The sequence below is a fragment of the Bradyrhizobium sp. CIR48 genome, assembly GCF_014198315.1.
Classification (GTDB): domain Bacteria; phylum Pseudomonadota; class Alphaproteobacteria; order Rhizobiales; family Xanthobacteraceae; genus Bradyrhizobium.
In genome coordinates this window covers 72,599-99,243 of record NZ_JACIHG010000012.1, presented here as the reverse complement: position 1 = coordinate 99,243, position 26,645 = coordinate 72,599, and the positions used below count along the sequence as shown (strand labels likewise).

25 protein-coding genes, 1 tRNA gene and 1 pseudogene are annotated in these 26,645 nt (G+C 63.1%); 12 read left to right on the top strand and 15 right to left on the bottom strand.

Annotation, left to right across the window (positions count from 1 at the left end):
• Nucleotides 1-15 precede the first annotated feature (15 nt).
• Both GGD66_RS31990 and GGD66_RS31985 read right to left on the bottom strand, forming a co-directional pair.
• Entirely contained in the window at nt 16-1,098 is a 1,083-nt protein-coding gene (locus GGD66_RS31990) for an alpha/beta hydrolase (RefSeq protein WP_183260441.1), read from the bottom strand.
• Between the two features lie 220 nt (nt 1,099-1,318).
• Entirely contained in the window at nt 1,319-1,591 is a 273-nt protein-coding gene (locus tag GGD66_RS31985; RefSeq protein WP_183260440.1) for a hypothetical protein, read from the bottom strand.
• Between the two features lie 380 nt (nt 1,592-1,971).
• On the opposite strand from GGD66_RS31985, the gene GGD66_RS31980 reads away from it, so the two are divergent.
• Nucleotides 1,972-3,036: a ketopantoate reductase family protein gene (locus GGD66_RS31980; protein ID WP_018318424.1), complete on the top strand. Its 1,065-nt coding sequence runs from the start codon at nt 1,972-1,974 to the stop codon at nt 3,034-3,036.
• Between the two features lie 27 nt (nt 3,037-3,063).
• Here the strand turns inward: GGD66_RS31980 and GGD66_RS31975 are convergent, their stop codons facing one another.
• Nucleotides 3,064-3,648 (bottom strand): hypothetical protein, encoded by a 585-nt coding sequence (locus tag GGD66_RS31975; protein ID WP_183260438.1) that lies wholly within the window; start codon nt 3,646-3,648, stop codon nt 3,064-3,066.
• A gap of 258 nt (nt 3,649-3,906) precedes the next feature.
• Here GGD66_RS31975 and GGD66_RS31970 point away from each other — a divergent pair, with 258 nt between their 5' ends.
• Nucleotides 3,907-4,725 (top strand): YkgJ family cysteine cluster protein, encoded by an 819-nt coding sequence (locus tag GGD66_RS31970; protein WP_183260436.1) that lies wholly within the window; start codon nt 3,907-3,909, stop codon nt 4,723-4,725.
• 103 nt (nt 4,726-4,828) lie between these two features.
• Entirely contained in the window at nt 4,829-6,343 is a 1,515-nt protein-coding gene (locus tag GGD66_RS31965) for an ATP-binding protein (protein WP_092253795.1), read from the top strand.
• A gap of 4 nt (nt 6,344-6,347) precedes the next feature.
• Here the strand turns inward: GGD66_RS31965 and GGD66_RS31960 are convergent, their stop codons facing one another.
• From GGD66_RS31960 to GGD66_RS31925, 8 genes are all read right to left on the bottom strand, one after another.
• Nucleotides 6,348-7,088, bottom strand: coding sequence for an ABC transporter ATP-binding protein (locus GGD66_RS31960; RefSeq protein WP_092253797.1), 741 nt, complete (start codon nt 7,086-7,088; stop codon nt 6,348-6,350).
• Nucleotides 7,085-7,933, bottom strand: coding sequence for an ABC transporter ATP-binding protein (locus GGD66_RS31955; RefSeq protein ID WP_177236983.1), 849 nt, complete (start codon nt 7,931-7,933; stop codon nt 7,085-7,087). Before GGD66_RS31955 ends, GGD66_RS31960 begins: the two co-directional genes overlap by 4 nt.
• On the bottom strand, nt 7,933-9,756 hold the full coding sequence (locus tag GGD66_RS31950) for an ABC transporter permease (protein WP_092253800.1): 1,824 nt from the start codon (nt 9,754-9,756) through the stop codon (nt 7,933-7,935). The genes GGD66_RS31955 and GGD66_RS31950 overlap by 1 nt, the downstream gene beginning before the upstream one ends.
• A gap of 55 nt (nt 9,757-9,811) precedes the next feature.
• Nucleotides 9,812-10,966, bottom strand: a complete 1,155-nt coding sequence (locus GGD66_RS31945) for an ABC transporter substrate-binding protein (RefSeq protein WP_092254004.1) — start codon at nt 10,964-10,966, stop codon at nt 9,812-9,814.
• 60 nt (nt 10,967-11,026) lie between these two features.
• Entirely contained in the window at nt 11,027-11,605 is a 579-nt protein-coding gene (locus GGD66_RS31940) for an alkylhydroperoxidase domain protein (RefSeq protein WP_092253801.1), read from the bottom strand.
• 15 nt (nt 11,606-11,620) lie between these two features.
• Nucleotides 11,621-12,223, bottom strand: a complete 603-nt coding sequence (locus GGD66_RS31935) for a CMD domain protein (protein ID WP_018318415.1) — start codon at nt 12,221-12,223, stop codon at nt 11,621-11,623.
• Nucleotides 12,224-12,258: 35 nt separating this feature from the next.
• On the bottom strand, nt 12,259-13,293 hold the full coding sequence (locus tag GGD66_RS31930) for a putative FMN-dependent luciferase-like monooxygenase (RefSeq protein WP_092253803.1): 1,035 nt from the start codon (nt 13,291-13,293) through the stop codon (nt 12,259-12,261).
• A gap of 152 nt (nt 13,294-13,445) precedes the next feature.
• The gene (locus GGD66_RS31925; protein WP_018318413.1) at nt 13,446-14,240 is read right to left on the bottom strand and encodes a MetQ/NlpA family ABC transporter substrate-binding protein; all 795 of its coding nucleotides are present in this window, start codon (nt 14,238-14,240) and stop codon (nt 13,446-13,448) included.
• 341 nt (nt 14,241-14,581) lie between these two features.
• Between GGD66_RS31925 and GGD66_RS31920 the strand changes: the two genes are divergently transcribed.
• Nucleotides 14,582-16,369 carry a peptide ABC transporter substrate-binding protein gene (locus GGD66_RS31920; RefSeq protein WP_183260433.1) on the top strand — a complete coding sequence of 596 codons (1,788 nt, stop codon included), beginning with the start codon at nt 14,582-14,584 and terminating at the stop codon, nt 16,367-16,369.
• A gap of 1,425 nt (nt 16,370-17,794) precedes the next feature.
• On the opposite strand, the gene GGD66_RS42280 is transcribed toward GGD66_RS31920, so the two are convergent.
• From GGD66_RS42280 to GGD66_RS31905, 3 genes are all read right to left on the bottom strand, one after another.
• On the bottom strand, nt 17,795-18,073 hold the full coding sequence (locus GGD66_RS42280) for a DUF2934 domain-containing protein (protein ID WP_177236984.1): 279 nt from the start codon (nt 18,071-18,073) through the stop codon (nt 17,795-17,797).
• Nucleotides 18,074-18,284: 211 nt separating this feature from the next.
• Nucleotides 18,285-18,470: a hypothetical protein gene (locus GGD66_RS31910; RefSeq protein ID WP_020508686.1), complete on the bottom strand. Its 186-nt coding sequence runs from the start codon at nt 18,468-18,470 to the stop codon at nt 18,285-18,287.
• Entirely contained in the window at nt 18,467-18,628 is a 162-nt protein-coding gene (locus GGD66_RS31905) for a DUF2934 domain-containing protein (RefSeq protein ID WP_018318410.1), read from the bottom strand. The genes GGD66_RS31910 and GGD66_RS31905 overlap by 4 nt, the downstream gene beginning before the upstream one ends.
• A gap of 950 nt (nt 18,629-19,578) precedes the next feature.
• Between GGD66_RS31905 and GGD66_RS31900 the strand changes: the two genes are divergently transcribed.
• The 4 genes and pseudogenes from GGD66_RS31900 to GGD66_RS31880 all read left to right on the top strand — a co-directional run.
• Nucleotides 19,579-19,647, top strand: a tRNA-Ser gene (locus GGD66_RS31900).
• A gap of 272 nt (nt 19,648-19,919) precedes the next feature.
• The gene (locus GGD66_RS31895) at nt 19,920-20,351 is read left to right on the top strand and encodes a hypothetical protein (RefSeq protein WP_183260432.1); all 432 of its coding nucleotides are present in this window, start codon (nt 19,920-19,922) and stop codon (nt 20,349-20,351) included.
• A 96-nt stretch (nt 20,352-20,447) separates the two neighbouring features.
• Nucleotides 20,448-21,026 carry an ImmA/IrrE family metallo-endopeptidase gene (locus tag GGD66_RS42275; protein ID WP_312014209.1) on the top strand — a complete coding sequence of 193 codons (579 nt, stop codon included), beginning with the start codon at nt 20,448-20,450 and terminating at the stop codon, nt 21,024-21,026.
• 332 nt (nt 21,027-21,358) lie between these two features.
• Nucleotides 21,359-21,938: pseudogene (locus GGD66_RS31880) on the top strand (IS630 family transposase); the annotation flags it as partial.
• Between the two features lie 507 nt (nt 21,939-22,445).
• On the opposite strand, the gene GGD66_RS41710 reads toward GGD66_RS31880, so the two are convergent.
• On the bottom strand, nt 22,446-23,255 hold the full coding sequence (locus tag GGD66_RS41710; protein ID WP_283814174.1) for an effector protein NopP: 810 nt from the start codon (nt 23,253-23,255) through the stop codon (nt 22,446-22,448).
• A 725-nt stretch (nt 23,256-23,980) separates the two neighbouring features.
• Between GGD66_RS41710 and GGD66_RS31870 the strand changes: the two genes are divergently transcribed.
• The 4 genes from GGD66_RS31870 to GGD66_RS31855 all read left to right on the top strand — a co-directional run bounded on the left by GGD66_RS31870 (nt 23,981) and on the right by GGD66_RS31855 (nt 26,534).
• On the top strand, nt 23,981-24,598 hold the full coding sequence (locus GGD66_RS31870) for a hypothetical protein (protein WP_183260427.1): 618 nt from the start codon (nt 23,981-23,983) through the stop codon (nt 24,596-24,598).
• A gap of 11 nt (nt 24,599-24,609) precedes the next feature.
• Entirely contained in the window at nt 24,610-24,828 is a 219-nt protein-coding gene (locus tag GGD66_RS31865) for a hypothetical protein (RefSeq protein ID WP_183260425.1), read from the top strand.
• Between the two features lie 416 nt (nt 24,829-25,244).
• Nucleotides 25,245-25,433, top strand: a complete 189-nt coding sequence (locus GGD66_RS31860) for a hypothetical protein (RefSeq protein WP_179739325.1) — start codon at nt 25,245-25,247, stop codon at nt 25,431-25,433.
• A gap of 132 nt (nt 25,434-25,565) precedes the next feature.
• Nucleotides 25,566-26,534: a hypothetical protein gene (locus GGD66_RS31855; RefSeq protein WP_183260423.1), complete on the top strand. Its 969-nt coding sequence runs from the start codon at nt 25,566-25,568 to the stop codon at nt 26,532-26,534.
• The last annotated feature ends 111 nt before the right edge of the window (nt 26,535-26,645 follow it).

Below are 26,645 nucleotides of genomic sequence, written 5' to 3'. Positions count from 1 at the left end.
CGATTCTCCCAAGGGCTAGAGATAGGTCACGGGGTCAAGCTGACGGGCCGTTCCGAGCTTGCTGCCGAGCCATTCGAAGACGAAGTCGTCGACAGCGATGAAATTCTCGACCTCGCCGAGCGGGTGCCGGACATTGTTGGGCACCACGACCGAGCAATCGGCTCCGGTCTGCCGATAGCCGGCTTGCAGATCGAGGGCATCCTGCTCCCATATCATGGAGCGGCTCCCGACGACCATGAGCAGCGGGCACGGGAGTCGACGCGACGGCGGTAGCGAACCCGTCGCGGCCCCGTCGGGGACCGCTTGCCCGAAACCGGTCATCCAGCGAAGCGACGCTCGACGCATCACCGGCGTCAAAAGACCGCCATCGCACACGGCGGCCGCTATCCTGCGATCCGAGAGGGCAAGGCGGGACGCATGAGAGGCGCCCTCCCCTTCGCCATAGATTGCGATCCGCCGCGCATCGACATCGGGGCGAGCCTCCAGATAGTCCAACCAGCACTGAAGCCTGTGCTCCGGCTTGAAGGAGCGATGCACGGTTGAATTGCCGGCATCGACGAACAGGAGCGACATGGTCCCGCAGAGTGAGGCCGGCAACAGCCTGCTCATCATCGAGCCCAGGGTGATGTCCTCGTCGCTGAGGCAGATGACCGTCGGCGCGGAAGTCCCACGACGGAGCGCCGGCAGAAAGAAGCCGGCCAGCGCCCCTTGGTCGAAGCAATCAATCTTGACCCGCTCGATCGCCAGTCCGGCCTCCGCCTCGAAACCTCGCAGGCTGATGCCGACCTCGTCTGCGAGGCCGGCACTTTCGACATCTTCCGGACAAGACAAGCGTCTGACGACTTCGAGGGCCGTTAGCGAACACAGCCACGCTTCCCGCGAAACCCAGGCGGAACGGTTTTGGTGCGCGGATTCGGCCAAGGTCCGGTAGTCGTCCGCGACCTTCAACCAGTCCGAAATCCACAGATGCCGGTGCGTCTCACGCCCAAGCTCCGCGACGGACAGGCTTTGGAAAAATTGGGACGCGCGATCCCGCAAGCGCGCCAGGCTTTGCCCGGCGCCGTCGCACGAGCCGTGAGGCCAATGATCACCTTCCATGTCAGCCCCCGAGCGGCGCGGTCAACGGTTGCCCGGACTTGCGTCCAGACTAGCCGGCTTTGCATTCTGCGCAGCGCCCCGCGCACCTGCTCGATGCGATCGCCGCCGCCCCTGATCGCGTCCATCGCGCTTGCGTCTGGCGAGGCAGCCCGCCGCGTCGACGTCTTTCGCCGCCATTCCAAACCAGCCCGCTTGAGCCCAAGGTCGAGGCCGGCCCAACTCAATCGTCACGTCCCAGCTCCATCGCTGAACACAGTTGCTTGCCGCGCACCCCGCCAGTCTTGCGATCAGACTTGCGATGCGGGCCCTGACTTTTCTTGTTGCGATCGGCGAACTGAAATGACTCACTTCGCCGACGTAAAATACATGCCTGCGTAGGCCGGCATTGTGAAAGCACGATATGGTGAGAGATGCGGCGGATTGCCGCTTCATCAATGCCGAAAGGCAAATATGACAGGAAGAAAACAGGGGGATCAACCGACGTGGCGATCATCGGCACGCGACATGTGACGACGTACGACCGCACCTCACGCTGAGCCGGGACGAGCGAGACATCCTCCGGCCTACCGGATTCGGTAAAGCCGTACGGCGTTGAGTGAGCCGATTGACAGCCGCAGGTGGCGGGACAGCAAGGACCCGTCGGGCAAAATTGGGGCTCGTAGCGGATGAGCGCGGCATAAGCCTGGTCCTTGCCGGCGGGTGGAAGGATTGCCGGACAATGCTCTTCGCTCCATCCGGCCGCCGGGATCCTGGCGCGCCTTGTATGCATTATCCCAGTTGCCATCCCTGCGCACTTCGCTTTACATGCCGGCAACTCGCCCGCGGATGACGGCCGGGGCTCAAGAATCACACACATTGTCAAAGGGACGGAATATGGCGCGCAACATATTGATTCTCGGGGCTTCTTACGGCTCGCTGCTGGGCACGAAGCTGCTGATGGCAGGGCACAATGTGACCCTGGTCTGCCGCGCCAAGACCGCGGAGCTGATCAACCGCGAAGGTACCGAGGTGCGCATCAAGCTGCGTGACGAAGCGGTGCATCGGGCGATCTTTTCGCGCAACCTGCCCGGCAAGCTCGACGCCGTGACCCCCGCCAATGTCGACCTCTCCCGCTACGACATGGTCGGCCTTGCGATGCAGGAGCCGCAATACACCAACCACACAGTTCGCGTTCTCATGGTCAAGATCGCCGCGGCGAAGCTGCCGTGCCTGTCGATCATGAATATGCCGCCGCTGCCCTATCTGAAGCGGATCCCGGCGCTCGCCGACATGGATCTGGAAGAGGCCTACACCAATGCCCAGGTGTGGGAGCGGTTCGAGCCGGGGCTGGTGACGCTGTGCTCGCCCGACCCTCAGGCGTTCCGTCCGCCGGAAGAAGCCGCCAACGTGCTGCATGTCGGCCTGCCCACCAACTTCAAGGCGTCGGTGTTCGCCGACGAGAAGCACAACAAGGTGCTGCGCGAGCTGGAGGCCGACATCGACGCGGTGACGCTCGACGGCCACGACGTGCCGGTGAAGCTGAAAGTGTTCGATTCCCTGTTCGTGCCGCTGGCGAAATGGTCGATGCTGCTCACCGGCAATTACCGCTGCATCACGCCGCACGATCCGCAGTCGATCCGCGACGCCGTGCACAGCGACCTCAGTCGCTCGCAAACGATCTACGACCATGTCGACGCCATCGCCCGCAAGCTCGGCGCCGATCCGCAGGACCAGGTGCCGTTCGCGAAATACGCCAAGGCCGCCGAGAGCCTGCTCAAGCCGTCATCGGCGGCGCGCGCGGTCGCGAGCGGCGCGCCCTTCATCGAGCGCGTCGACCTCCTGGTGAAGCTGATCTCGCATCAGCTCGGCGTGCCCAACGCCGAAATCGACCGCACGGTCGAGACCGTCGATCTGAAGCTGAACGAGAAGATCGTGCAGGGCGGATCCGGCGCGCAGTAAGCGCGCCGCATCCACCGACGTCGACGCTCACGCGCTCAGGAATGATTGAAGCCAGATCAGGCCGGTCACCGCGACAAGCGTGACCGCGCCGGTGCGCGTGACCCGGTCGGGATGCCCGAACCGGCGGGCGCTGCGGCCGAGTGTTGCGCCCAGAGTGATCCACGCGGCGCCAGCGGTGACAATCTGAAGCGCAATCGCGCCCAACCAGGGCAACAGTTCAAGCGGCCCTGCTCCAAGTGGCAGGAGCAGGAAGGCGAAGACGAGCACTTTCGGGTTCAACAGGGTTGTGAGCAGCACCTGGCCGAACGTCACCGCTGCACCGTCGCGCAGCTCGCGCGTGTTGACCCGCCAGAGCATGGCGGCAAGGCACAGGATGTAGATGGTCACTGCGACGCGGAGCAGGACGGCCGCGAGCGGGATATCCATGACGATGGGCCCGAGCGCCAGCCGCAACAGCGCGATCGCCAGCAGATAGCCGGCGAGCTCCGCCACAAGCAGATGAAGCGAGCGCGCGATCCCGATCCCTGCGCCCGATGTCGCGAGCAAGGTGTTGGTCGGCCCGGGCACGGCCAGCAGGAAATAGGTCGCCGTGAAGAAGGTCAGGAAGCTCATGCGCCTGAGCTAGCAGGCCCCTGGCCAGGCTGGTTTGATCTTCATCATCGAATCCGGTCGTCAAAGCCCGGAATCGACCCGAATCCGCCCACCCCCGTGGTCGCCGATTTGCGAAAACGTTGCATCCGTGCGAGGTCTGGCCTTACGTAACGGAGGCCGCCGAGATGCTTCGGCAGAGACTCCAGATGCCGGCTGCGGGCAGGTTCCAAGCCTGCCCGCGATAGCCGGATTGACGGGCGAAAGAACAAGTCATCGAAGATGGATCAGTCGACGTTGCAGGTCGCTCGCGCGGTGGAGGCCGGCGCGACAACCATGAAGAGTGTCATCGACGCGACCGGATTGTCCCGTCTCAAGGTCGAGCGCGCCTTGAACACGCTGGAGAAGCAGAAACTGCTCGTTCGCGACGGCCAGGGCTTCAAGGCAGCCGGCCAGCCGAAGACGGCGCCGTTCGCCCGGCAATGCGGATCGTGCAACGCCTGCTGCGACATTCTCGAGGTGGCCGTCGTCGACAAGCCGGTGAACCAGCTCTGCAAGCACTGGCAGACGGGCACCGGCTGCACCATCTACGACCGCCGTCCCCAGATGTGCCGCTCCTTCGTCTGCGCCTGGCTGCAGGGGCATCTCGACGATGACTGGTTCCCGGCGAAGTCGGGCATCATCGTTCATTTCAGCCAGGATGCCGTGAACGTCACGGTCGACGACCATTGCCCCGATCGCTGGCGCGAGGAGCCGTATTTCAGCAAGCTCGCCGAATGGTCGCTGAATGGCATCAGGCGGATCGGAAACCGCGGCTATGCGACCCTGATCGTCTCCGGCGCCGACCGCTTCCTGCTGCTCGGACGCACCGTCGTCTCCGAGCCGACCCTGTTCGGCACGGCCTTCGTGCCGCTGACGGCCGACACGTTCCGGTTCTGGCGGGCGACATCGCCGGAGCATTTGCAGCGGTTGCATGAGCGCATCGCCGAGATGGAGCGGATCAGGCAGGAATTCGGCTCTTGCGTCATCCCTGCGAACGAGGACGACGATCCGCAAGCCCCCTATCGGCCCGCACTTTTACGGCTATCGAATCACGCCTGAACGCCGCCGTGGGCAACGCGGCCTGATCAGCGCCGTGCCGCTCGACGCGCCGCGGCGGGATTGATAAGCCCCTGTCCGCGAATGACGGGGACTTGAGTCGGGCATGACGGTTGCAATCGAGATGGGGCAGACCACGGCGGGCGCCGCGGCCGCCATGGACCTCGAGGAACTCTTGGCGACCCGTCTCCTGGTGCAGGGCAATTCGGGCTCCGGCAAGTCGCATCTGCTGCGGCGGCTGCTGGAACAGAGCGCGCCGTGGGTGCAGCAGGCCATCATCGACCCCGAAGGCGATTTCGTCACGCTGGCTGAACGCTTCGGCCATCTCGTGATCGAGGCCGAGGATCACACCGAGCGCGGCCTTCAGGTCGCCGGCGAGCGCGCGCGGCTGCACCGCGTCTCCACGGTGCTCAATCTCGAAGGGCTCGACGCCGAGAACCAGATGCGCCGCGCCGCCGCGTTTCTCGGCGGGATGTTCGACGTCGACCGCGACCATTGGTATCCGATGCTCGTGGTCGTCGACGAGGCGCAGCTGTTCGCGCCGGCGGTGGCCGGCGAAGTCTCGGACGAGGCGCGAAAACTCTCGCTCGGCGCCATGACCAATCTGATGTGCCGCGGCCGCAAGCGCGGGCTGGCCGGCATCATCGCGACCCAGCGGCTGGCGAAGCTAGCCAAGAACGTCGCGGCGGAAGCCTCCAATTTCCTGATGGGGCGCACCTTCCTCGACATCGACATGGCGCGCGCCGCCGATCTGCTCGGCATGGAACGGCGGCAAGCCGAATCCTTCCGCGATCTCGAGCGTGGGCAGTTCATGGCGCTGGGACCTGCGCTGTCGCGCCGGCCGCTGCGTTTGCATATCGGCCCGACCGACACGAGCCCACGCAATTCCACGCCGCGGCTGATGCCGCTGCCGGAATCCTCGCTTGAAGATATGCGCGCCGTGATCCTGGCCGCGCCGCCGCCCGATGCCAGCCGCCCGCAGCGCAGGCCGGCACCGGATTTGCTCGAACAGCTCCGCGCCGCGAAGGCCGCCGCTACGCCGGAGATCCGGCCCGAATTGGTCGAGGTACCCGTCAGCGCCGAGGAGCTCGCGGAGCGGCGCGAGCGCGTGGCTCGTACGCTGCGCGCCGTGCTGGCGGAGCCCGACGCGGGCTTCCGCGCCATCGGCGTGCTCTATCAGGAGTTCGTGGTCCGCTGCCGCATCGAGGGCTTAGGGGCGGCCGTGCCCGACCTGAACGAATTCCGCCGCATGCTGACCCATGCGCGCGCCGGCCTCGGCACCGATCTCACTGATGACGACGCCTGGCAGGACGTGTCGCTGCGCGCCTCGATCCTGCCCGACGACATGCAGGGCGTGTTCATGATGATCGCGCGCGCCGCGAAGGAAGGCTGGCCGTGTCCCGGCGACGCCGCGATCGCGCGGGCCTATGGCTCGCATTCGCTGCGCCGCGCGCAGCGGCTGCTCGGCTACATGGAGGAGCAGGGCCTGATCGTGATCCAGCTCGACGGCGGCGGACGCAGGATCGTGACGCTGGTCGAGCTGGCCTGGGCCACTGCGCCGGGCGATCCCAATGGCGATGATCTGCCGGCGGAGCAGCTCGCGAGCGCGGCTTCGGCTTGAAGCGCTACGCCGCCTCGGAGCCGCCGAGATAGGCATCGCGGATTCGAGGGTCGTCCTTCAGCGCCCGCGCCGGGCCTGACAGCACGATCTTGCCGGTCTGGAGCACATAGGCTTCATGCGCGATCTCCAGCGCGAGGCTGGCGTTCTGCTCGACCATGAACACAGAGACTCCCTCCTGGTTGATGGTCCGGATCAGCTCCAGCACGCGGTCGACATAGAGCGGCGACAGACCCATGGTCGGTTCATCCATCACGATCATCCTGGGACGGCTCATCAGCGCCCGCGCCATCGCGACCATCTGCTGCTCGCCGCCTGACAATGAGCCCGCGCGCTGCGACAGCCGCTGGCCGAGCTTCGGGAATAGGGTGAGCATCCTGTCGAGATCCTGCGCGATCGCCTCGCGGTCGTTGCGCACGAAGGCGCCCATCAGGATATTTTCGCGCACGCTCATGTCCGCGAACAGCCGCCGCGCCTCCGGCACCGAGGCGATGCCGCGGCGGACGATCTGCGGCGTGGTCAGCCCGATCAACGATGCGCCGTCGAACGTGACATCGCCGGAACGCGGTTTGACCAAGCCAAGGATGATCTTCATCGTCGTCGACTTGCCGCTGGCATTGCCTCCGAGCAGGCAGACGATGTGGCCGCGCGCGACCGTGATCGACAGGTCGAAATGCACTTGGGCCTGCCCGTAGAACGTATTGACGTTCGACAATGCCAGCAGAGGTTCGGGGGCGCTCGTCGTCATGCTGCGCTCTCCTGCTCCGACGTCCCTGATAGCCCGTGGCCAAGATAGGCCTCGATCACCTTGGGATCGCTCCGCACCGCTTCGCCCGGCCCTTCCGCGATCTTCTTGCCCTCGTCCATGACGATGACGCGATCGGACAGGCGCATCACCATCTCCAGCTTGTGCTCGATCAGGAGGATGGTCAGCCCCTCCGCCTTGAGCTCGGCGACCAGCGACTGCATCTCCGCGGTCTCGGTCGGGTTCATGCCGGCCGTGGGCTCGTCGAGCAGCAACAGGCGCGGCTTCAGCGCCAGCGCGCGTGCGATCTCGACACGGCGGCGGTTGGCGTAAGACAGACTGTAGGCCGGCTGGTCGATCCGCGGCAGCAGCCGTTCGCCGAAGCGGGCGAGAATGGCTTTCACCTCCTCGCGCAGCCGCTCTTCCTCAGCCCTGACGCTGGTGGGACGCAGCAGCGCCAACCCCAATTCCAGCAGCGGGCCGATCACCGGCACCGCCGGCTTCACCGCACGCAGCCGCGTGTGGGCGCCGATCAGCACGTTGTCCATCACGCTGAGATTGCCGAAGACGCGGCCGAGCTGGAACGTGCGCGCGATGCCTTCGGCGGCGAGCCGCTCCGGCGACAGGCCGGTGATGTCCTGACCTTCGAAATGGACGACGCCGGCGTCGGGGCGATCAAGACCGGTCACGAGGTTGAACAGCGTCGTCTTGCCGGCGCCGTTCGGGCCGATGATGCTGATGAGCTCTCCCCTGGCGAGATCGAGGTCGATGGCGTCGACCGCGGTGAGGCCACCGAAGCGCCGCGTCAGCCCACGCAAGGACAGCATGGTCGTGTGCTGCTCCGCCATCACATCGTCCCCAGCAGGCCCTGCGGCCTGAACCGCACCAGCAGCAACAGCACGATGCCGTAGATCAGGATGCGATACTCCGCCGCGATCCGAAAGACCTCGGGCAGGCCGACCAGCGCCACCGATCCGAGAATCGCGCCGACGACATTGCCGAGGCCACCGAGGATGACCACTGTCAGCGCCAGGATGGATTGCTGCGTGTTGAAGGTCTCATGGTTGATGTAGGAATACAGATGCGCGGCGATGCCGCCGCTGACGCCGGCGGCGAACCCGCCGAAGATGAAGGCCAGCGACTTGTAGCGGTTCAGGCTGAGGCCATAGGCGCGCGCGGCGATGTCGTCGTCGCGGATGGCGCGAAAGCTGCGGCCGAGGTGCGATGTCAGCAGCCGCCCCTGCAGCAGCGCCAGCACGACCATCACCGCGAAGCTGAACCAGTAGATCGAGGTCGGGCTGATCAGATCGTAGCCGAACAGCGACAGCGGCGGGATGCCGGAGATGCCGATCGGGCCGCGTGTGACGCTTTCCCAGTTCAGGATCACCAGGGACACGATCTCGCCGATGGCGAGTGTCGCGATCGACACGTAATGCCCGCGCAGGCGAAACGACGGCGAGATCAGCGCGGTGCCGAGCGCGGCGCACATCAAGCCGCCGCCGATGATCGAAAGGCCCACCGGTACGGAGAGGGTCATTGACAGCAGCGCGGAGGTGTAGGCGCCGATCGCGAGCAGCGCGGCGTGACCGAGCGAGACCTGGCCGATCGTGCCCGCAACCAGTGTCAGGCTGAGTGCGAGCATGCCGAGCAGCCAGGCATTGATCAGGGTCTGGAGCACGTAGAACGACACCGGGAAAAACGGCAGAACCGCGAAGATCGCGGCCGCAGCCAGCAGCGCCCAGCGCGGGATGCGCACCGGGCGGCTCGGCGCGATGAAGGTGCCGGTGAGCGGCTCGGGCGGGGCCTGCCGCGCGCTCGCGAACAGGCCGTTCGGCCGCAGCACGAGCACGACGACGAGCAGCAGGAACGCGAACAGATTGCGGTAGCTGGTGCCGAATACCGCAACGCCGTAGCTCTCGACAAGACCAAGCAGCAGGCTGCCGATCACCGCGCCGGGCACATTACCGGCGCCGCCGACGACTTCAGCGACGACGCCCTTGAGCGTCGCCTGCAGGCTCATCGCGGTGTCGATCTGGTTGTAGTACATGCCGACCAGCATGCCGGAGACGCCGCCGAGCGCGGCGGCAATGCCGAACACCGCCTGATTGACGCGGTTGACGTCAACGCCCATTTGCATCGCCGCGTCGCGGTCCTGCGACGCCGCGCGCACCGCCCATCCGAGCTTGCTGTAACGCAGGAACACGAACAGCAACAGCGCACTGGTGAGGCCGACGCCAGCGATGAGCAGATCGAGCGGGCCGATCGTGCCGCCGCCGACCTGGAAGCGGACATCAGGCAACTGGCTCGGCAGCGCGCGCGGATTGGGCGAGAAGGTCAGCATGACAAGCTGATCGAGCACGAAGCTGATGCCGATCGTGGCGAGCAGCGGCGCGATGCGCACCGAGTTCTGCAGCGGACGCAAGCCGAACCGCTCGATGATCAATCCGACGAGCGCGGCAGCCACCGCGACCACGATGATGGTGAGCGGCAGCGGCGTATGCAGCTGCACCACCGCGACCCAGCCGATATAGGCACCGACCAGATAGATCGAGCCTTGCGCGAAGTTGATCAGCCGGCTGACGCCGAAGATCAGCGCGAGCCCGACCGCAACGAGGGCGTAGACATTGCCGACGATCAGCCCGTTGATCGTATAGTCGAGCCAGGAAGACAAACGGTGATCCCCGCGTAGAATGAAGTCGGCCGAAGCGGTTGCTCCAGCCTACAGATCAGGTCGGCTTGCCGTCCCAGAGCGCGAACTGGCCCTTGCGCACGACCAGCTCGGCATTCATGGCGCCCTTGACGCGGCGGCTCTCGACGTCGAACGTCGCCGAGCCGAAGATGACGCTGGAGACGTCCTTCACTTTCGCGAAGGCATCGCGGACCGCACGGCGGTCGGTGCCGCCGATCTTGACCACGGCGGCCGCCATGTTCATCGCATCATAGGAATAAGCGTTGAAGGCGTCCGGCTCCTGCCCGCCGTATTTCGCCTTGAAGCCGGCGATGAATTTCTTCACCTCGGGCCTGGGATCCTCGGGGAAATAGCGCGTGCCGAGATGGACGTCCTCGACCGCCTCGCCGCCGAGCTCCAGAAATTTCGGCGAGTAGACCGAGCTCGCGGCGCAGATCACCTGTTTCAGGCCGACCTGCCGCGCCTGCCGGGCGATCAGCGCGCCGTCGGAATAATAGGAGATCAGGATCAGCCCGTCCGGACTGGCGTCGCGCACGCGCACCAGCGTGGAACGGAAGTCGCGCTCCTCCGCGATGTAGCCCTCGGTGACCGCGATTTCGGCGCCGTACCCCTTCGCCGCCTTGACGAAATAGTCGCGGCTGGTGCGGCCCCAATCGGTGTTGAGGTGCAGCACCGCGAGCTTCTTGAGACCGAGACGCTTCACGGCATAGGCCGCCAGCAGCGGCTGCTCGTCGGCCTGGCTGACCGACGTGCTCCACATGAAGTCGCCGCCCTTGGTGAAATCGGGGTGCGAGTTGGTGAAGCCGAATTGCACGAGGCCGCCGCGCTGATAGATCGGCGAGGCCGCCATCGAGGCCGGGCTGGAGAAGTCGCCGAGCTCCATGACGATGCGGGGATCGGAGACGAACTTCTGGGCGATCGCGACCGACTGGCGCGGATCGCTCTGGCTGTCCTCGAACTGGTAGGCGAGCTTGCGCCCGTTGATGCCGCCGGCCGCCATGATCTCGTCGAGCGCGAGATCAAAGCCCTGCTTCCACTGCGTGCCATATTGCGCGTTCGGTCCCGTCAGCGGACCGCTGACGCCGAGCAGGATCGGTTCGGACGATTGCGCGAAGGCGGCGCGTGACGCTGCTCCCGCCATCATGACGGCGAGCGAGCCCTTGACCAGGCTACGACGATCGATGTTGCTCATGCACGGCTCCATCCACTTAGGTGTTGAAACAAGCGGCAATTCTTGTGCCGGTGAGATTGCCTACTTCGAGGGCTCGCCGAGCGACAGCATCAGCCGGTTCGCCCAGTTGAAGAACGAGGCGCCGTTGATGACGTCGACGATCTCGGCATCGTCGAGACCGGCGCGGCGCAGCTCCGCGATATTGTCGGGCCCGAACGCGATCGGGGTTGCGGCCAATGCGACCGACGCCTTGACCACGGCATTCCAGCGCTCGCCGAGATCGGCCTTGACGCCCTCGTCGAGCAGGCGCTGCACGTCGTCGCGGCGCTTGGAATAGGTGCTGGCGAAACGCGCATGCACCGAGGCGCAGTAGATGCAGCCGTTGTAGCGTGAGGTCGCCGCCGCCGCGAGCTCGCGCTCGGCGCGCGGCAGGCCGTCGGCGACGTTGTAGAAGATGTCCTTGTCGGTCTTGGTGCGGGCTTCCAGGACTTCGGGATCGCGCACCAGCAGACGGAAATATTCCGACTTGGCGCGGGAGCGATCGACGAGGCCATTAAAGTGTCGTTCGGTCAGCTCGGCCTCGGGCAGCGGATCGATCCAGGAGACCCAACCGAGCTCGTCCTGGCTGAAGACGACGGGCGGATTGACGGTGGCGCTCATGATTGCGGCCTCCTCTTATGCGTTCACGGCGGCGAGCGTGCGCAAGCCGCTGACGACACGCACCTGGAACGACAGGAACGCGACGAGCTGGGAGAAGGTGACGATCCCGGTGGTCGACCAGCCGGCGTCAAGCAGCGCTTTCATGTCGCTAGCCGCCGCATCGCGCGGCCGGAACACCAGGAGGTGTGCATGCTCGAGCGCTGCTGCGAGCTTCGCACCAAGCGCCGGCTTGCTTGCGGCACTGACGCGATAGATCAGGCCGGCGGTGTTCTCGATCGACAGTGGGCCGGCGGGATACGAGCCATAGGGACCCGAGGTCCTGCCCCGCGCGATCTCGGCGTCGATCGCCTCCAGCAGGGGCGCACCGTTCGCGTTTGCGGCAAGCTTGTCGCGATAGAAGGTGGCAACGGGGGACTCGCCATGGAGCCCGGTCACGAAGGCGGCGACCGCCGCGCGTTCGGCCAGCGAGACATCGCCGGCGTCGATCGGCTCGAACAGCGAGAGATAGCTCTTCTGCGCGTTCTCGCGCGCCTGCAGGCGCCGTGCGCGAATGGCGTCCAAGGCTGAGCCCGGCTCGATCCCGGCGAGTGTGTCGATGATATCCTGCGTACTCATCATTCAGCCTCGTGCAACGCGATGCTCTTCATGTCCAATCAGCCCGCCAGCGCCACGTCGGGCGCCGTCCGAGTCCAGCCCAGCGCGGGCGCGACCTTCTCCGCGACCAGATCGATCGAGCGCAGGACATGGGGGTGCGGGGCATCGACCGAATGCACCTGGAACACGAGATCCGTCACCCGCTCCAGCGTGGCATCGGTGCGCAGCGAGGCGATGACCTCGTCGGCGCCGCCGACATGGGTGTCGAACGCCGTGATCATCTCCTCCAGCGTCTCGCCCGGCTTGGCGTGACCGCCCTTCATGAACTGCGGCAGCGCGCGGCGCAGACCGATGTCGGCAAGCCGCAACGCCTCGCGATGATCGTCAGCGACGAACACGCTGCGCGAGGCCATGATGCGGGGTTCTGCCCCCTTGGGCAGCGCTTCCAGATAGGCATCGATGACCGGATTCTGGATCTCGGCGAGCGTCGCCTGCGGCGCCTCCTTCGGTCGCGGCTGGGTGCGCGAGAGCAACAGGCCATCGCCCGCCTTGCCGGCGCGCGCGCCACCGGCCACCGAGAACGTGGCCTGCCAGATCCGCTTGTCCAGCTGCGGCCGTTGCGGATAGATCGTGTCACCGCCATCGAGCGGCTTGCCGACCAGGGCGGTGCGGACGACCTCCAGATTGCGCGCGAAAATCTCGTTGCGCTGGGCGCTGTCGAGGCCGAAGGCGGCAAAGGCCGACGGATTGCCGCCGGTGCCGACGCCGAGCTCGAAGCGGCCGTTGCAGATCAGATCGAGCACGGCTGCGTCCTCCGCCACCCGTACCGCATTCTCCAGCGGCAGCGTCACGATGCCGGTACCGAGGCGGATGCGCGAGGTCTGGGCTGCGACGTAGCCGAGAAACGTAAAGGGCGACGGCAGGCCGCCTTCACGCTCGTGGAAGTGATGCTGGGCGATCCACGCGGAATCGAGGCCCGCCTTTTCCGCGCGCACGATCTGCTCGGCCGCGAAGCGATAGCGCTCGGCGGGCGGGGCCTCGTCCAGAAGCCGCGTAAAAAACCCCAGGCGTTTCAGATTTGCAAAGCGTTTCATGCGACCCCTGTCGGGCGAGGATGGCCAGGCTGCCGATGATGTCGGTTACTGCGGCTTCCGACAAGCAGGCATTGCGCAGGGCTCATACCCACAATGGTCCGCCGGGATCGCCCCTGCGCAAGGCTTTACTGAACTTTGGCTGGGCAGATTGCCTACCAGCTCGGCAGCACCGCGCCCTTGAACTTCGTCAGGACGAACTCCTTGACCTCCGGCGTGTGATAGCTGTCGACGAGGATCTTGACCCAGGGCTTGTCCTTGTCGGCCGTGCGCACGGCGATCAGGTTGACATAGGGGCCCTTCGGGTCCTCGCGCAGGATCGGATCCTTGACCGGATCGAGGCCCGCCTGGGTTGCATAATTGGTGTTGATCGCGGCGGCGTCGACGTCATCGAGCGCGCGCGGCGCCTGCGCCGCGTCGACCTCGATGAATTTCAGCTTCTTCGGGTTCTCGGTGATGTCGAGCACGGTCGGCTTGAAGCCGGTGCCGTCCTTCAGCTTGATCAGGCCCTTGTCACGCAGCAACAGCAGCACGCGGCCGCCATTGGTCGGATCGTTCGGGATGGAGACCTTGCCGCCCTCGGGGATGTCGGCGATGGCCTTGTGCTTCTTCGAATAGACGCCGATCGGGAAATTCACGGTCAGGCCCACGGCCTCGATCTTGTAGCCGCGGTCGGCTTTCTGGTTGTCCAGATAGGGCTGGTTCTGGAACGAATTGGCCTGGATCTCGCCGGCATCGAGCGCGGCATTCGGCACGACATAGTCGGAGAATTCGAGCAGCTGGATGTCGAGGCCCTGCTTGGCGGCGATCGGCTTCACCGCCTCGAGGATTTGCGCATGCGGGCCCGGTGTCACGCCGATCTTGATGGTCTCGGCGGTGGCTGCTGCCGACCAGGCGGCGAGCGCGGTTGCGAGGATCAGGGGAAGGCGGAACGACATCTTGGTCTCCATGGCACGGCGAGAATGATTGGAACCGTATTCGCTTCTCCGTCGAATGAAATCAATGAAATGGAAAACCATATTTGCCGCCCGGTGCGGACAACGCTTCTCCGTTGGATCCGATGTGGGGAACGAACGCGCCTGCGCAAGCGTGAGGCGCGCAAGCAGCCCCGGCGTTTCGCCATGACCACCCTCGCCGCTCCCGGGCGGCGGTCCGGATCGTGGCCCGCAAGGGCTCTCCCCATCGTCATTTCGTCGCATGGCCCGGCGGTCACGCCGGCATTGCCGCCTCGTGCATGATGCAACATGATGGCCGCCGGCGACGATTTGTCTTCGAGGTGGAGGGTCATCTGATGAACGAGAACGAAATCCGGGGTCTGGTCGCGGAGGTGAAGCAAGGCACGCTGTCCCGACGCTCGTTCATCCAGAAGGTGGCCGCGGTCGGAATCGCAGCGCCGATCGCGAGCCAGATCCTGCTCTGGCACGACGTGGCGATGGCGGATGCCACCTTGCCGTACAAGCCGGCCAAGGCCGGCGGCGGCGGCCCGCTCAAGCTGCTGTTCTGGCAGGCGCCGACCCTGCTCAATCCGCATTTCGCGCTCGGCACCAAGGACCAGATGGCCTCGCGCGTGTTCTTCGAGCCGCTCGCCGGCTGGGACAAGGAGGGCAACCTCATCCCGTGCCTTGCCGCCGAGGTCCCGACCAAGCAGAACGGCAGCCTTGCGGCCGACGGCATGAGCGTGGTCTGGAAGCTGAAGCAGGGCGTCAAATGGCATGACGGCCAGCCCTTCACCGCCGACGATGTCATCTTCACCTGGCAATACGCCGCCGATCTCGCAACTGCGGCCTACACCACGGGATCCTACAAGGACATCAAGGTCGAGAAGATCGACGACCACACCGTCAAGGTGATCTTCAAGGCGCCGACGCCGTTCTGGGCCGATCCGTTCGTCGGTTCGGTCGGCCCGATCCTGCCAAAACATCATTTCGGCGACTATGCCGGCGCCAAGTCGCGCGAAGCGCCGGGCAATCTGAAGCCGGTCGGCACCGGCCCGTACAAATTCGTCGAGTTCAAGCCGGGCGATTTGATCCGCGCCGAACGCAATCCCGACTATCACATCAAGAACCAGCCGCATTTCGACACGCTCGAGATCAAGGGTGGCGGCGATGCGGTGTCCGCGGCGCGCACCGTGCTGCAGACCGGCGAGTACGACTTTGCCTGGAACATGCAGGTGGAGGAGGAGGTGCTCAAGCGCATGGAGGCGGGCGGCAAAGGCAAGCTCGACATCACGCCGTCCGGCAACGTCGAGTTCATCATTCTCAACACGACGGACCCGTGGACCGAGATCGACGGCGAGCGCTCCAGCGTCAAGTCCAAGCACCCGACGCTGTCCGATCCCGCGGTGCGCCGGGCGATCAACCTCCTGATCGACCGCGACTCGATCCAGAAATTCATCTACGGCCGCGGCGGCATCGCCACCGCGAGCTTCGTCAACGCGCCCAAGCAGTTCAAGTCGCCCAAGCTGAAATACGAGTTCGACATCGACAAGGCGAACAAGATCCTCGACGAGGCCGGCTGGAAGAAGGGCGCGGACGGCATCCGCGAGAAGGACGGCAAGAAGCTCAAATACGTCTTCCAGACCTCGATCAACGCGCCGCGCCAGAAGACGCAGGCCATCATCAAGCAGGCCTGCCAGAAGGCCGGCATCGACATCGAGCTCAAGTCGGTCACCGCATCGGTGTTCTTCTCCTCCGACGTCGGCAATCCCGACACCTACTCGAAATTCTATGCCGACATGGAGATGTACAACACCACGCAGCCGCAGCCCGACCCGGAGCGCCTCTTGAACCAGTGCGTGTCCTGGGAGATCGCCACCAAGGACAACAAATGGCTCGGCCGCAACAATTCGCGCTATTCCGATCCCGAAGCCGACAAGGCCTACAAGGCCGCGCAGAACGAGCTCGACCCGGTCAAGCGCGCCGCGCTGCTGATGAAGGTCGACGAGATCTTCTGCGAAGCCCACGTGTTCCTGCCGTTGCTCTCACGCCCCATCGTCAACGCCGGCGCCAACAACCTCATGATCGACATCTCCGGCTGGGACACCATCACGTGGAATCTGGCGGCGTGGTATCGGGTTTGAGGGACACGGCGCGAAGGTCCAATGCACATCCCAACATGCAGTGCCGTAGGGTGGGCAAAGGCGCATAGCGCCGTGCCCACGATGTCCCTCCGTGAGCAACAAGGCGTGGGCACGCTGCGCTTTTGCCCACCCTACGATATCGAGCGTGTGACACGCAGCTCGGCTCACAGACACGCCTTCGCGTTCTCGCGGCTTCATTCGCCCGAGCTTTGCTTCGTCGCTCCACCCTCATAAAGCCAAGAGGGCGCAGGGAAGGCCGGGTGCCAGCTGGCACCCGCGGTCTGCTGCGCGAATAATGCGCAAAGGAGACCGCACAGCAGCATACAGGTGTCGCCGATCACTCGGCCTTCCCTGCGCGATGGTCGGACGGCTTATGCCGTGATCTCCCGGGAGCCGACCATTCCTTCTGGCCTCCCTCGCCCCGCGAATTGACGATGCCGTCTGCCCGGTTGGGCTCGCGCGCATCTTCGCGAAAGGCTTGACCGTAGCAACGACGGCCAGGACCACACGGTTTTGCCGTACGCACGGCCCGCTTGTTCGCCGCAGGATTCGACGACGTTGTGCACGTTGCCGTCGACCTGCCGACGAGACGAACCTAACAGCGCCGCTCGTCGCACGCGGTTACGGACTCACAGGGACTACCCGCCCTGCCCGCACCTCTCATGCCGACGCTGCCGCGTCCACCGCAAGCCCGGCTCGCGACAGTGACGACACATAGTCGCCCCTCTTGGGTGAGCCGGGATGGACGACACATACGCCGAAACCGAATTTCGGTAAAGTGGAATATTTTTGCGGGGAGGGGTTGACGGAGGGCGAAACAAGGGGCGGGGTTCTGCCCGACGCCATCCTACGCACTGCCTCCACTCAGGCTTCGTCAGACACTTAGACGTTTGCGAAGAAACGTCTGCACATTGATCTGACCGTCAGTGAGAACCCGCTTCTCAGGTATTATTCGGCAATTGGTGGAATCAGCGCGAAGGCATTCTCTATACAGCGGCGCAGTCTAGCGAAGCGAAACCCATCTGGGTGTATCCAATGCGAGGGGCAAGACGGGTTTCGCAAGTACTCTCTACCTGCCCGCTCTCGCGACATTATCCCAGCCGTCCCCATCCTCTTTTCCACTGTGTGCTTCAAGTCACAGCAGAATCATCCGCCCTCGCCTACAAACACCCTGCATGGCCGCAAACAAGGTAACGGCGGTACGCGTGAGGCTGCGGAGGCGATCGACAGCTAGGGACTTTTGAGGCCGCCAGGGTGAAGAGCCCGGCGGCTTTTTTCTTTGTTGCCGTGCAGCACTGAGAACGTGGATGCCCGGACCTTCGCCGCGCCGAAGGGGCTTCGGCGCCGCAGGCGGGACGAGCCCGGGCGTGACAGCCTTGCAAAGATCCGAATGCGACGCTCCTCGATCGGGCCAGCATCTATCGCCTACGAACCACCCGCCCCCTTCCGCTCCTCGCGCTCATCCTCCAGTTGCCGCTCCGCTTCGAGCCAGAACTCCAGGTCACGATTGCTCGGCTGGCCCGCCTGCTCCCAGAGCTCGTAGGCGCGTGCGCGCACCTGGCCGCGCCGCATCATGCGGCGGAGCTTTCGCTTCAGCTCTTCGGCAAAACTTCGGAAACGCTGGCCGGTGGTTTCGTCCCTGACGAGCGCGGCCGCTCGCGTGGCGAGTTCGATCTGGTGCTCTATCTTTTTCTGCTCGTCCACCGCCGACACTGCCGTGGGAAAGGAATGTTGTCAGAGCCCGTGCTGTTCGGAGATTGAATTCCTTTCGGGATGGTCTGTTCCCTCGACAACGGCGCGCTGGATGGGAGAGCGGAGCGCAACCCATCGGGTCTGGGCAAGGAGATGCATGATGGGTTTCGCTTCGCTCTACCCATCCTACCCGCCACCACTGCGAGCCGAAGCGGGCCCCAGCTCAGTGCCACGTCGTGTCGGCTTCGACGATCACCACTCTGATTTCCGGATCCTCAGTCGTGTTGCAGGTGCAGGGCATGCCCTCACCGCAGCGGCAGCCGCCGAGCTTCTCGCTCCAGGGCCGGAGCGGATGGTTTTCGCAGACCCATCCCAGACCCTGGCAGAATGGGCAGGTCTTGTCGGTCACAGCGTATCCGGCGTTCGCAGCGTGTTCGACTTTTCCTCGTTGCGCAGCTCCTGCTCGGCCGCATTCCAAAATTCTTCTTCACGGCCTTCGGGCTTGCCGGCCTGCTCCCACAAGCGGTGCGCGCGTTCTCTGATCTCTTGCTCGGTCGGATCGGACAATTCTCGTCTCCTCTGGTGAAGCACGGCCCACCCTGGGGGGTATGGGGGGCTTGGAGGCGGGCCGTGCAGGCCAGCGATCGGCGGCGAGGCTGGCCCGCGGATTCAAGCTTCCATCGTGCGCGGGAGTTCCTAGTTGCGCGCGCCGGGCGATAGCGCGCTCATCAATTACTTGAGACAGGAAGAAGCAGGGTATCCAGCCAGAACAGCAGGGCGCCGATGCCTAGCACCGCGGCGAATGCGAGCATGAGGCGCATGAGCTGACCATTGGCCGCGTGGAATTCCCGCGAGAGCCTCGCTCGCCAACGGACGCCGGAGCGTCAGCAGGCCGCGCCACTCGGGCGACGCTCCGGCTCTCACGAAGGCTAGGCGTATCGCCATCGCCAAGATTACGACCGCACATCCCCAGGCCGCAAAGGCGAGGACACGCAGCAGGTCGTGCAACGCCTCTTGGAGGATGGACATGCGAAGCTCGGGGATATTGGTAGCGGGAGAGGGCTACCGCCTTTCCACACACCACCCAACTCTACGATATTCGATCCAATCTTACGCATAGGCAGTTCGTGAGCCCTGGGGCGAAGCTTTACGCTCATACAGAGAATGTTGAAAGACCTCGAGCTACCAGTCGGACGAAAGCGCCTTCTGTCGCGGAAGATCGAAAGCGAGCGCAATTCGATGCCGCTATCATAGGTTGGGCGGCCCGGTTCCCTGGTCGGAACCTGCCTAGACGGGTGCAGGTTCAAATCGCGGACACGCAACACCCGACTATTGCGATTGGTTCAACAGGAAATCCCCCGGCTTGCATGAAGGTCGGAACCTGCGATCCCTTCGTCCCGGATGTACGTAGCAATCGCAAGGACCAACAAAATCATGGAGTTTGCGCTTGTTTGACCTTCCTTTGGCGGAGATTGTTTACGGGATTTCAGTGGTCAACAGGATAGTTGGCGGAGACGGGGCGTCTTGGCCGACTAGCGGATTTCTACTCCGCGGGTTGCAGGTTCGAGCCCTGCCGGGATTCGCCAATAATTTATCCATCAAATCAATGTCTTGGCTACGTTGTGGCTTCGCTCTGCGAGCGCAAACCGTGTTGCGCGGCGCTCCAAATCGGTCGCGGCAAATTCAAGGTGTTACACGGCACTTCGAACTACTCCACGCAACACGCCACCCCGCGCTTTCGCGGTCTGTTCTTCGGAATGGCCAGCGATTCCAATTTGGCCGAGCGCGACGACGAACTTTCTATTGATCTCGCGCTACGGTTGCTGTTGGGTTCGGCATATATTCCGGGGGCTACTTCATGCGTATTTTTACTGCTGCGGGGGCGCTGTGCGCCGTGCTGAGCGGGTTTGCCACTCAGCCTAAGATGCTTTGGCTTCGAGCGGATGGCCAAAAGGCAGTGGACAATCCAGCACTTCGGACGCAATTCGAGCTGGATGGCACCGCCTGCATAGGTGAGCGCAACAAAGCCAATCTGTCGGGTGTCACAGTCTCTGGCGGTGGTCTAGCCGGCGTCGCCGCGTCTATCGAACGGTCCAACGCGGCTGACACGGTTCAACGTGGCTGCATGGCCGAAAAGGGCTACCTGCTCGTCCCTGAGGATCAGGCTGAGGCTAAACAGGCGGAGCTTGCCGCTATTGCCCAGCAGAAAAAGCAGCAGGAGTCCGCAGCAGCCGCAAAGCCATTTACGGCTCAGCCGACCCGCAAGCCCAAGGGCGCGGCCGGCACGTAGCGAATCCTCGCAAACAGCCACCCGCACGCTCGACGCGATGGGGATCACCGTGGGCGTCCATCTGCCAGCGCCGCCACGGCGGCCTTCAGCGTCGCCGTGTCGACCGTGCCCGTGATCCGCATCCGAGCCCCGGCCGCAAACTCGATCTCAATCGCCCCGCCGCTGGTGGCCGGCGTGACTGGACCAAGCGTCGGCCTGATTCCGCGACCACCACTGCAGGTACAAAGCCAGGCTGGGCGGCATCCTTCGGCTCAGGCCGAAACGACCGTCGCCATCGCAGCAGCAACGAGCGCGAAACGCCATACCGCCGCGCTGTTGCCGCGACTTGGCGCGGCGCCTGTAAGCTCTCCAGACGATCTTGAGCCTCTCATCCTCGGACCAGCGCCGTCGCCGGCCCGTGTCCACCACCTCAAGCCGTTCGACTTGGGCACTGCGCCTATCGCTGACTCTTACGGACGCACCTACGACAAGGCAGAAGAACACGACGCATACTATCTTGCCTCGGCAACGCTCCTACCGAAAGAAGCCATCATTACTGCCGTCAGTAAGAAGCGCTCTTCGGAGCAGATCGCTGAGATATTCGGGACCTCGTCTGAGTTGGTCGACTACAGAATCAAGCGGCTCGGCCTCTGGCGAGAACACGTGGGCAAGCAGATCAGGCTGTCGTCAGACTGAAAGTACTCATTTAATGCGCCGATTGGATGTTACGGGCTAAGCGGAACTTTTTGGCGGATCGAGCAATTTCGATTATTACGCATCCTCGCCAACCTTGGAGAGATACGCGGATCTTCGCATAAACCGAACTCTTTCACTCGCAAAGAGTGAGACTGCTGCCCTCAAGACCAGTTAGGTTCGAACGATCCAGTACGACCCCCCGATTGGCCGCCGTCATCAAACGGCATTCCTCCCGAATGCTCGCTTTATTGTCGTCCCAGAGCGCAACGGGTTAGCGAAGCGCGAGAACGCCAAGATAGTCATTGCTCGTCCTCGACGCTTCTCCCGTCGGGTCCCCGCCCCAGCATGCCATCGTCCTGTGTGTGGACGAGAAGTCCCAAATCCAGGCGCTCGACAGCAGCCAGCCCATGTTGCCCATGCGTCCCGGTCAGCCCGCACGACGCAGCCACGACTACACGCGCCACGGCACGACCTCACTCTTCGCGGCGCTCGACATTGCGACGGGCAAGGTCATCGGCAAATGCTATTCCCGTCACCGTGCCGCAGAGTTCCGCAAGTTTCTAGACGAGATCGAGGCCGCCGTCCCCCGCGGTCTCCATGTCCATCTCGTCATGGACAACTACGCCACGCACAAGGCCCCACTGATCCGCTACTGGCTCGCCAAACGGCCGCGCTGGCATGTCCATCTCACGCCCACCAGTTCGTCCTGGCTCAATCAGGTCGAGCACTTCTTCCGCTCCTCGATAAGAAGATCCGGCGCGGCATCTATCGCAGCGTCCAGCCCTGCGCGCAGACATTATGGACTTCATCAGTCATCACAATGCCCATCCCAAGCCATTCAAATGGACCAAGTCCCCCGACGACATCCGCGCCTCCATCGAACGCTTCTGCCGATACAATACTCAAGCCTAGGCATCGCAATGTCGCGAATTTCTGGTTCAGGACACTAAAGCAGAATGAGGTGGGTGTGCTGGCATCTGCTCCTTTTTTGATCTTTGCCATGCGTCCGCTGCCGGCGAGCCCGGGTGGATGGTCTCGTTGCTCGATGAGTTGGCCCGACACTTCTCGAGATTACCGCCTACGAAGAAAACGGCCAACGAAGCCCTCCTCACCCAGCGAACTCGGAAAGATCCCGAGCCATTCTGATGGCGAGGACACAATGACGCTCGCGCCTGCCATAGGCAATCCGCTCCTCCCGCCCGGGCGGCAGTCGAAAACCCCGGCTGGAACCTGGGGTTTTCTTTTGTGCTACTATAGGCACCAACTCTCGTAAACCGCCGCGGTGCGATCAGTACAGTGCACCTCACCGATTGAGCCGAATTGGCTTCGGCTTCGTTCCGTCAAGGCTCGATCGTAAGCCGCAGGTGTCGCTTGGTCTGCGCTCCTGCTCCACCTCAACGGATTGGTGGAGATCTCACGTCACATAAAGTCTCCATCCGAGTCGGACTCTGATGAAGGTTCATCATCGCTCGGCATTTTGACTTTGGAGAGATACGCCGAAGAATTGGTTGCGCGCTGCCATTCACCATCCCTATATCTCCACTGTCTGGACTGGGTGGGATCAAGTACCATATCATTGTGATCTACATCAACGAAGCCCATTTGTTCTGCACGGGCTCTCGCTTCGTCATTAGCAGGACGCCAGTTCACCAGCGGCCGTTCGCCGTCTTGCCGTAGTTGGTGCTCGAGCAGAATATCGCCGGCGTTGCCGACGAGCGGATGAGCAACCTGAAAATCCACGATTGATGTGACGTTAGTTCGTCCGGGGAACTGTTCTCGCCACCCTTGGCTGGTGAACTCAGTCGCCATAGGAAATCCGGCTTCCGTTCTTTGGAGGCCGACGCTCCTATTTCCTAGTTGGTAGCTGTAATATCGGGCGGCATCAGAATCCCTTCGGATCCCGAAACTGCTAGCGACATCCGCGGTGCGCCTAGCTCTTTCGGACACAAATTCTGAGTATTCCTGCGGATTGTTGGCGATATGATTGATTTCTTCACCATGAAAGCTCCTCACCCGTTCTCGGAATTCGGCTTGGTCGATCTCAATAACGGGAGGTCTTGAAGTGAGGTAATAACTCGGCTGCGAGGATGAGCCGGCACCCGAATCCTGCAATCCCATTCTACCGAGCGCGTCCGCGAAATCGTCGGAATTCCTGTGCTCCGAGGAGCTTGCGTAATGATACTCATCATCGGATGGAACATCCGACCAATTGTTAATTCGACCGTCCATGACGACCACACTCCTATGGCTGTTGCATTGTGTTCAGGTCATTAGACCTGACTCCGCAGATAAGTAGCTTGGCTGTCCGTAAGCTGACGGCGACAAATAAACGGAATACTAAATTCGCTGAAACGATAGGGCGAGCCGGCGAGAGCGCAGTTCGGCGCCGCGCTCTCCGGAGCGTCTTCATAACTCGGCCGAACTTCAGATCAGCGTGAGCGAAGCTCCGTTCCCACGATGGACGCTCCATCAGGAATAGCCCGCGTCAGCAAACCTTTATTCGCGAGCTGTGTCGCATCTACTGGCGCTTCCGTCGACTGCACTCCGGCCTTTGCGCCATTGGTGTCGAATGAGTTTGGCGATCTGCGCTGCAGGCGGCGTCTCTGCTACTTGCGCAATGGGTGGCTGAGCGCTTGCCCGACCCAGCATGCAAGGCAGCTTTGCGCCGCGCGCGCAGTGCACTTTTCCAGCAGGGAGGTGGCAGGCGGCCAAAGAACGATCGAAAGCTGTTGCAGGACGTTGATAGCCTGCTCGCGGCCGGTCTCGCCAAATCTGAAAACGACGCTATCGCGAAAGTCGCCGCAACGGCGTCGGTTGATGCTCGATCATTGAAAGCCAACACTGAGCGTCTCCGACGAAAGCGCAGGAAAGCGCAGAAATCTTCCCACGATAACGTTTAAGTGGAAGGCGCGGCCATCTAGCGTCACCTTCGGACCATTCCAGGGAATATCAATATGGCGGTTGCTGCACTGAAATCTGCGAAGAGAGAATTTGCCGTTCCGTCGCTTTCGGAGGCATCGCCTCATTACGCTAAATTGGTGACGCGCAGAGACGAGTTGCATGTCCAACGTGCAGCGACCGATGCGGAGATCCATCGCCTAGTCGGGGCGATGCGGACTGCGCCGCGGGCACTGCACCGCGCCAAAATAGCGGAATTAGTGGGAGATCCGGCGCCCGATGGCGAAGCGCCGGTTCCTTCGCGAGAACGACTGAACGAGCTTCGGCAACATCTCAGCGCTATTGATAAAGCTATTTCCTTGATCGAAACTCGCATCGCTCAAGAGCGCATCAAGGCATCCGTGGTTGTGTGTGAGCAGGCTCAGGATGAGCACCGCCGCCGCGTGCGAGAGATGTGCTTCAAACTCATCGAGTTGCGTGAGGCCATGCTCGATTACTCCCAACTGGTCGACTCGTTCAACGCTGAGGATATCGCTTGGAGCCGACTTTCGCCCTCGCAGCTACTTGTCCTCGGCAATCCGCGTGATCGGCAATCAGAAGCGGCACTGTATCTGCGTGCGGCCGTCAAGAGCGGCTTCCTTGATCAGAAGGAAGTGCCCGAGGCAATCCGGTGAAGGAGAAAGTTATGCCCGACTTCAAACAGCGCATCTGCGTCATCCGCTTGCGTGATGGCCGCCGGCTTGAATTCAAGGATGCCGAGGTACCTTCAACGCAGGCGCTGATGATCTTCTTCAAGAGACGCAAGGAGAAGCGCAGGCTTGCCAACCTAGCAAGCCTTAAGGGTCGGCTGGCGGATCTGCAGCGCGATCGTATCCGCCGGCGCGAGGGAGCTTCGCAAGTCTGATGAGGGGGTCGGGGGTGGGTCAAATCTCTCCGACCGTTCGCTTTCCGGACCGATGGTGCCCTCGCAAACGAGTTTCCGCAGGTTTTGGGATCCGGTAGCAAACGAATGCTTACAGAGAAGCGCAAGCGAGGCGGTCAGCCGGAGAACTTCAATGCGCTGAAGCACGGTCGGCGCAGTGCTCGAAAGCGGGCAGAGCGCCGCGCCGCAGTTCAGGTAACTGCCCAGGAGAGGCGATGCCTCGAAGCCGAGTGGGCGGCGAGTGTACCCAAGACCGACTACGAGGCGATAGTCGAGAAACTGAATCAGGTTCGCTGCTCCCGTCCCGCGAAGCCGAGAGTGGCGATTGTGCGGCCGGCGCTCAATGGTGCCGGCCGCATTTTCCTCGGGCAAGAAAGATATAGGGCCTGGGCATGAAAATGAGCGACCGTGAGAGCGTCATTGTTGGCCTGAAGCGCGAATTGAAATCGACGCGCGAGAAAGTGCGCGAGTTGAAGTCGCAGAACGACCGCTGGCATGTTGTCGCGCAGATGTTGCGCAAACTAGCCGGACTAGACGAGGGCAAGTTCAAGAATCTGCTGCAGGCGGAATCTTTGCCTTGTGAATGAATAGGCCGCGCTCGCCTCATGAGCGTTTCGGATCGGGCTTTCCGCAACAAGCCCCGCCTTTGGACATCGGCGTGAACGTCTCTCAGTGGCCTCCCTGATGGAGCCCGATCCTCGACGAGAGACGACCATAACATGTCGCGCCTTGCACGCCGGCTTTCTACGGCCATCGCCGTTTTCCTTGCGCTGACTATTCTGCCAGCGCTGGCCCAGGTGAACCCTGGCACGTCGCCATTATCAGTTCCAAAGGGCGGCACCGGCGCATCGAGCTTCACATCCAATCTTCCGGTCATCGGCGGAGCCGGCACACTTTCGCAGGGGACGCGCTCAGGCAGCACGACGCAGTTCGTCACGGGCACATCGCCATTCACGGCGTCCGGCTGCGTCAGCTTCGATGGAAATGGCAATCTGACGACCGTGGCGGGTGCATGTCAGACTGGTTCGTACACCGCACCCAACACGTCGCCGGCTGCGCAGACGATCCAATCCAAGCTGCGAGATATTGGCCTGGTCACCTGCGAGGACTTTGCGACCACCTGCGGCAGCAGTGACGACACCACAGCCGTCCAAGCAGCAATCAATTATGCTGCGTCGAGCGGTCGGTGCTTCCAGTTCAACCGGACGTTCATCGTTACGACGATCCTCGTCGCGGACAAGGCGCACCTGTGCTTGACGGGCAAGGGAGGGCTTTTCGGGAAGACCGGGACGACCGCTTCGGCTGTGTTGGAGATCAGGAACACCATCGGCACCACGATCGATGGGAACATCACCCTCAATTGTAACTCACAGACCGGCTACACCTCTGGCCTCAAGGTCTGGAGCAACGGCCTCGCGACGGCTCAATTCAATCCGCGGATTAGCCTATCGGCGATTGCCAATTGCAAGCTGGCGGCGCAATACGGGGACACGGTCCAACCCGACAACACCTTCAGTGAGAACATCCTGAAGGTCGGCTACACCTACAACGTCGCCCAAGGCGTGAAGGTGGTTGGCGTTCAGGCCGTTCTTGTAATGACGGATCGCATCATCATCGTCGACCCGCGACGAATTGGGCTGGCACGACCGGGTACGGCCTCTACAGCGTTGGCTCCGCGATCCAGATGATTGGCGGCGAGATCGTAACTTCGGTCTCCTCGTCGAGTGCCGCAGTGCGCATGGAGGCGCTGACAAGCTCGGCCTATACCAACTCCTACGGCAATATTCATATCAGTGGAA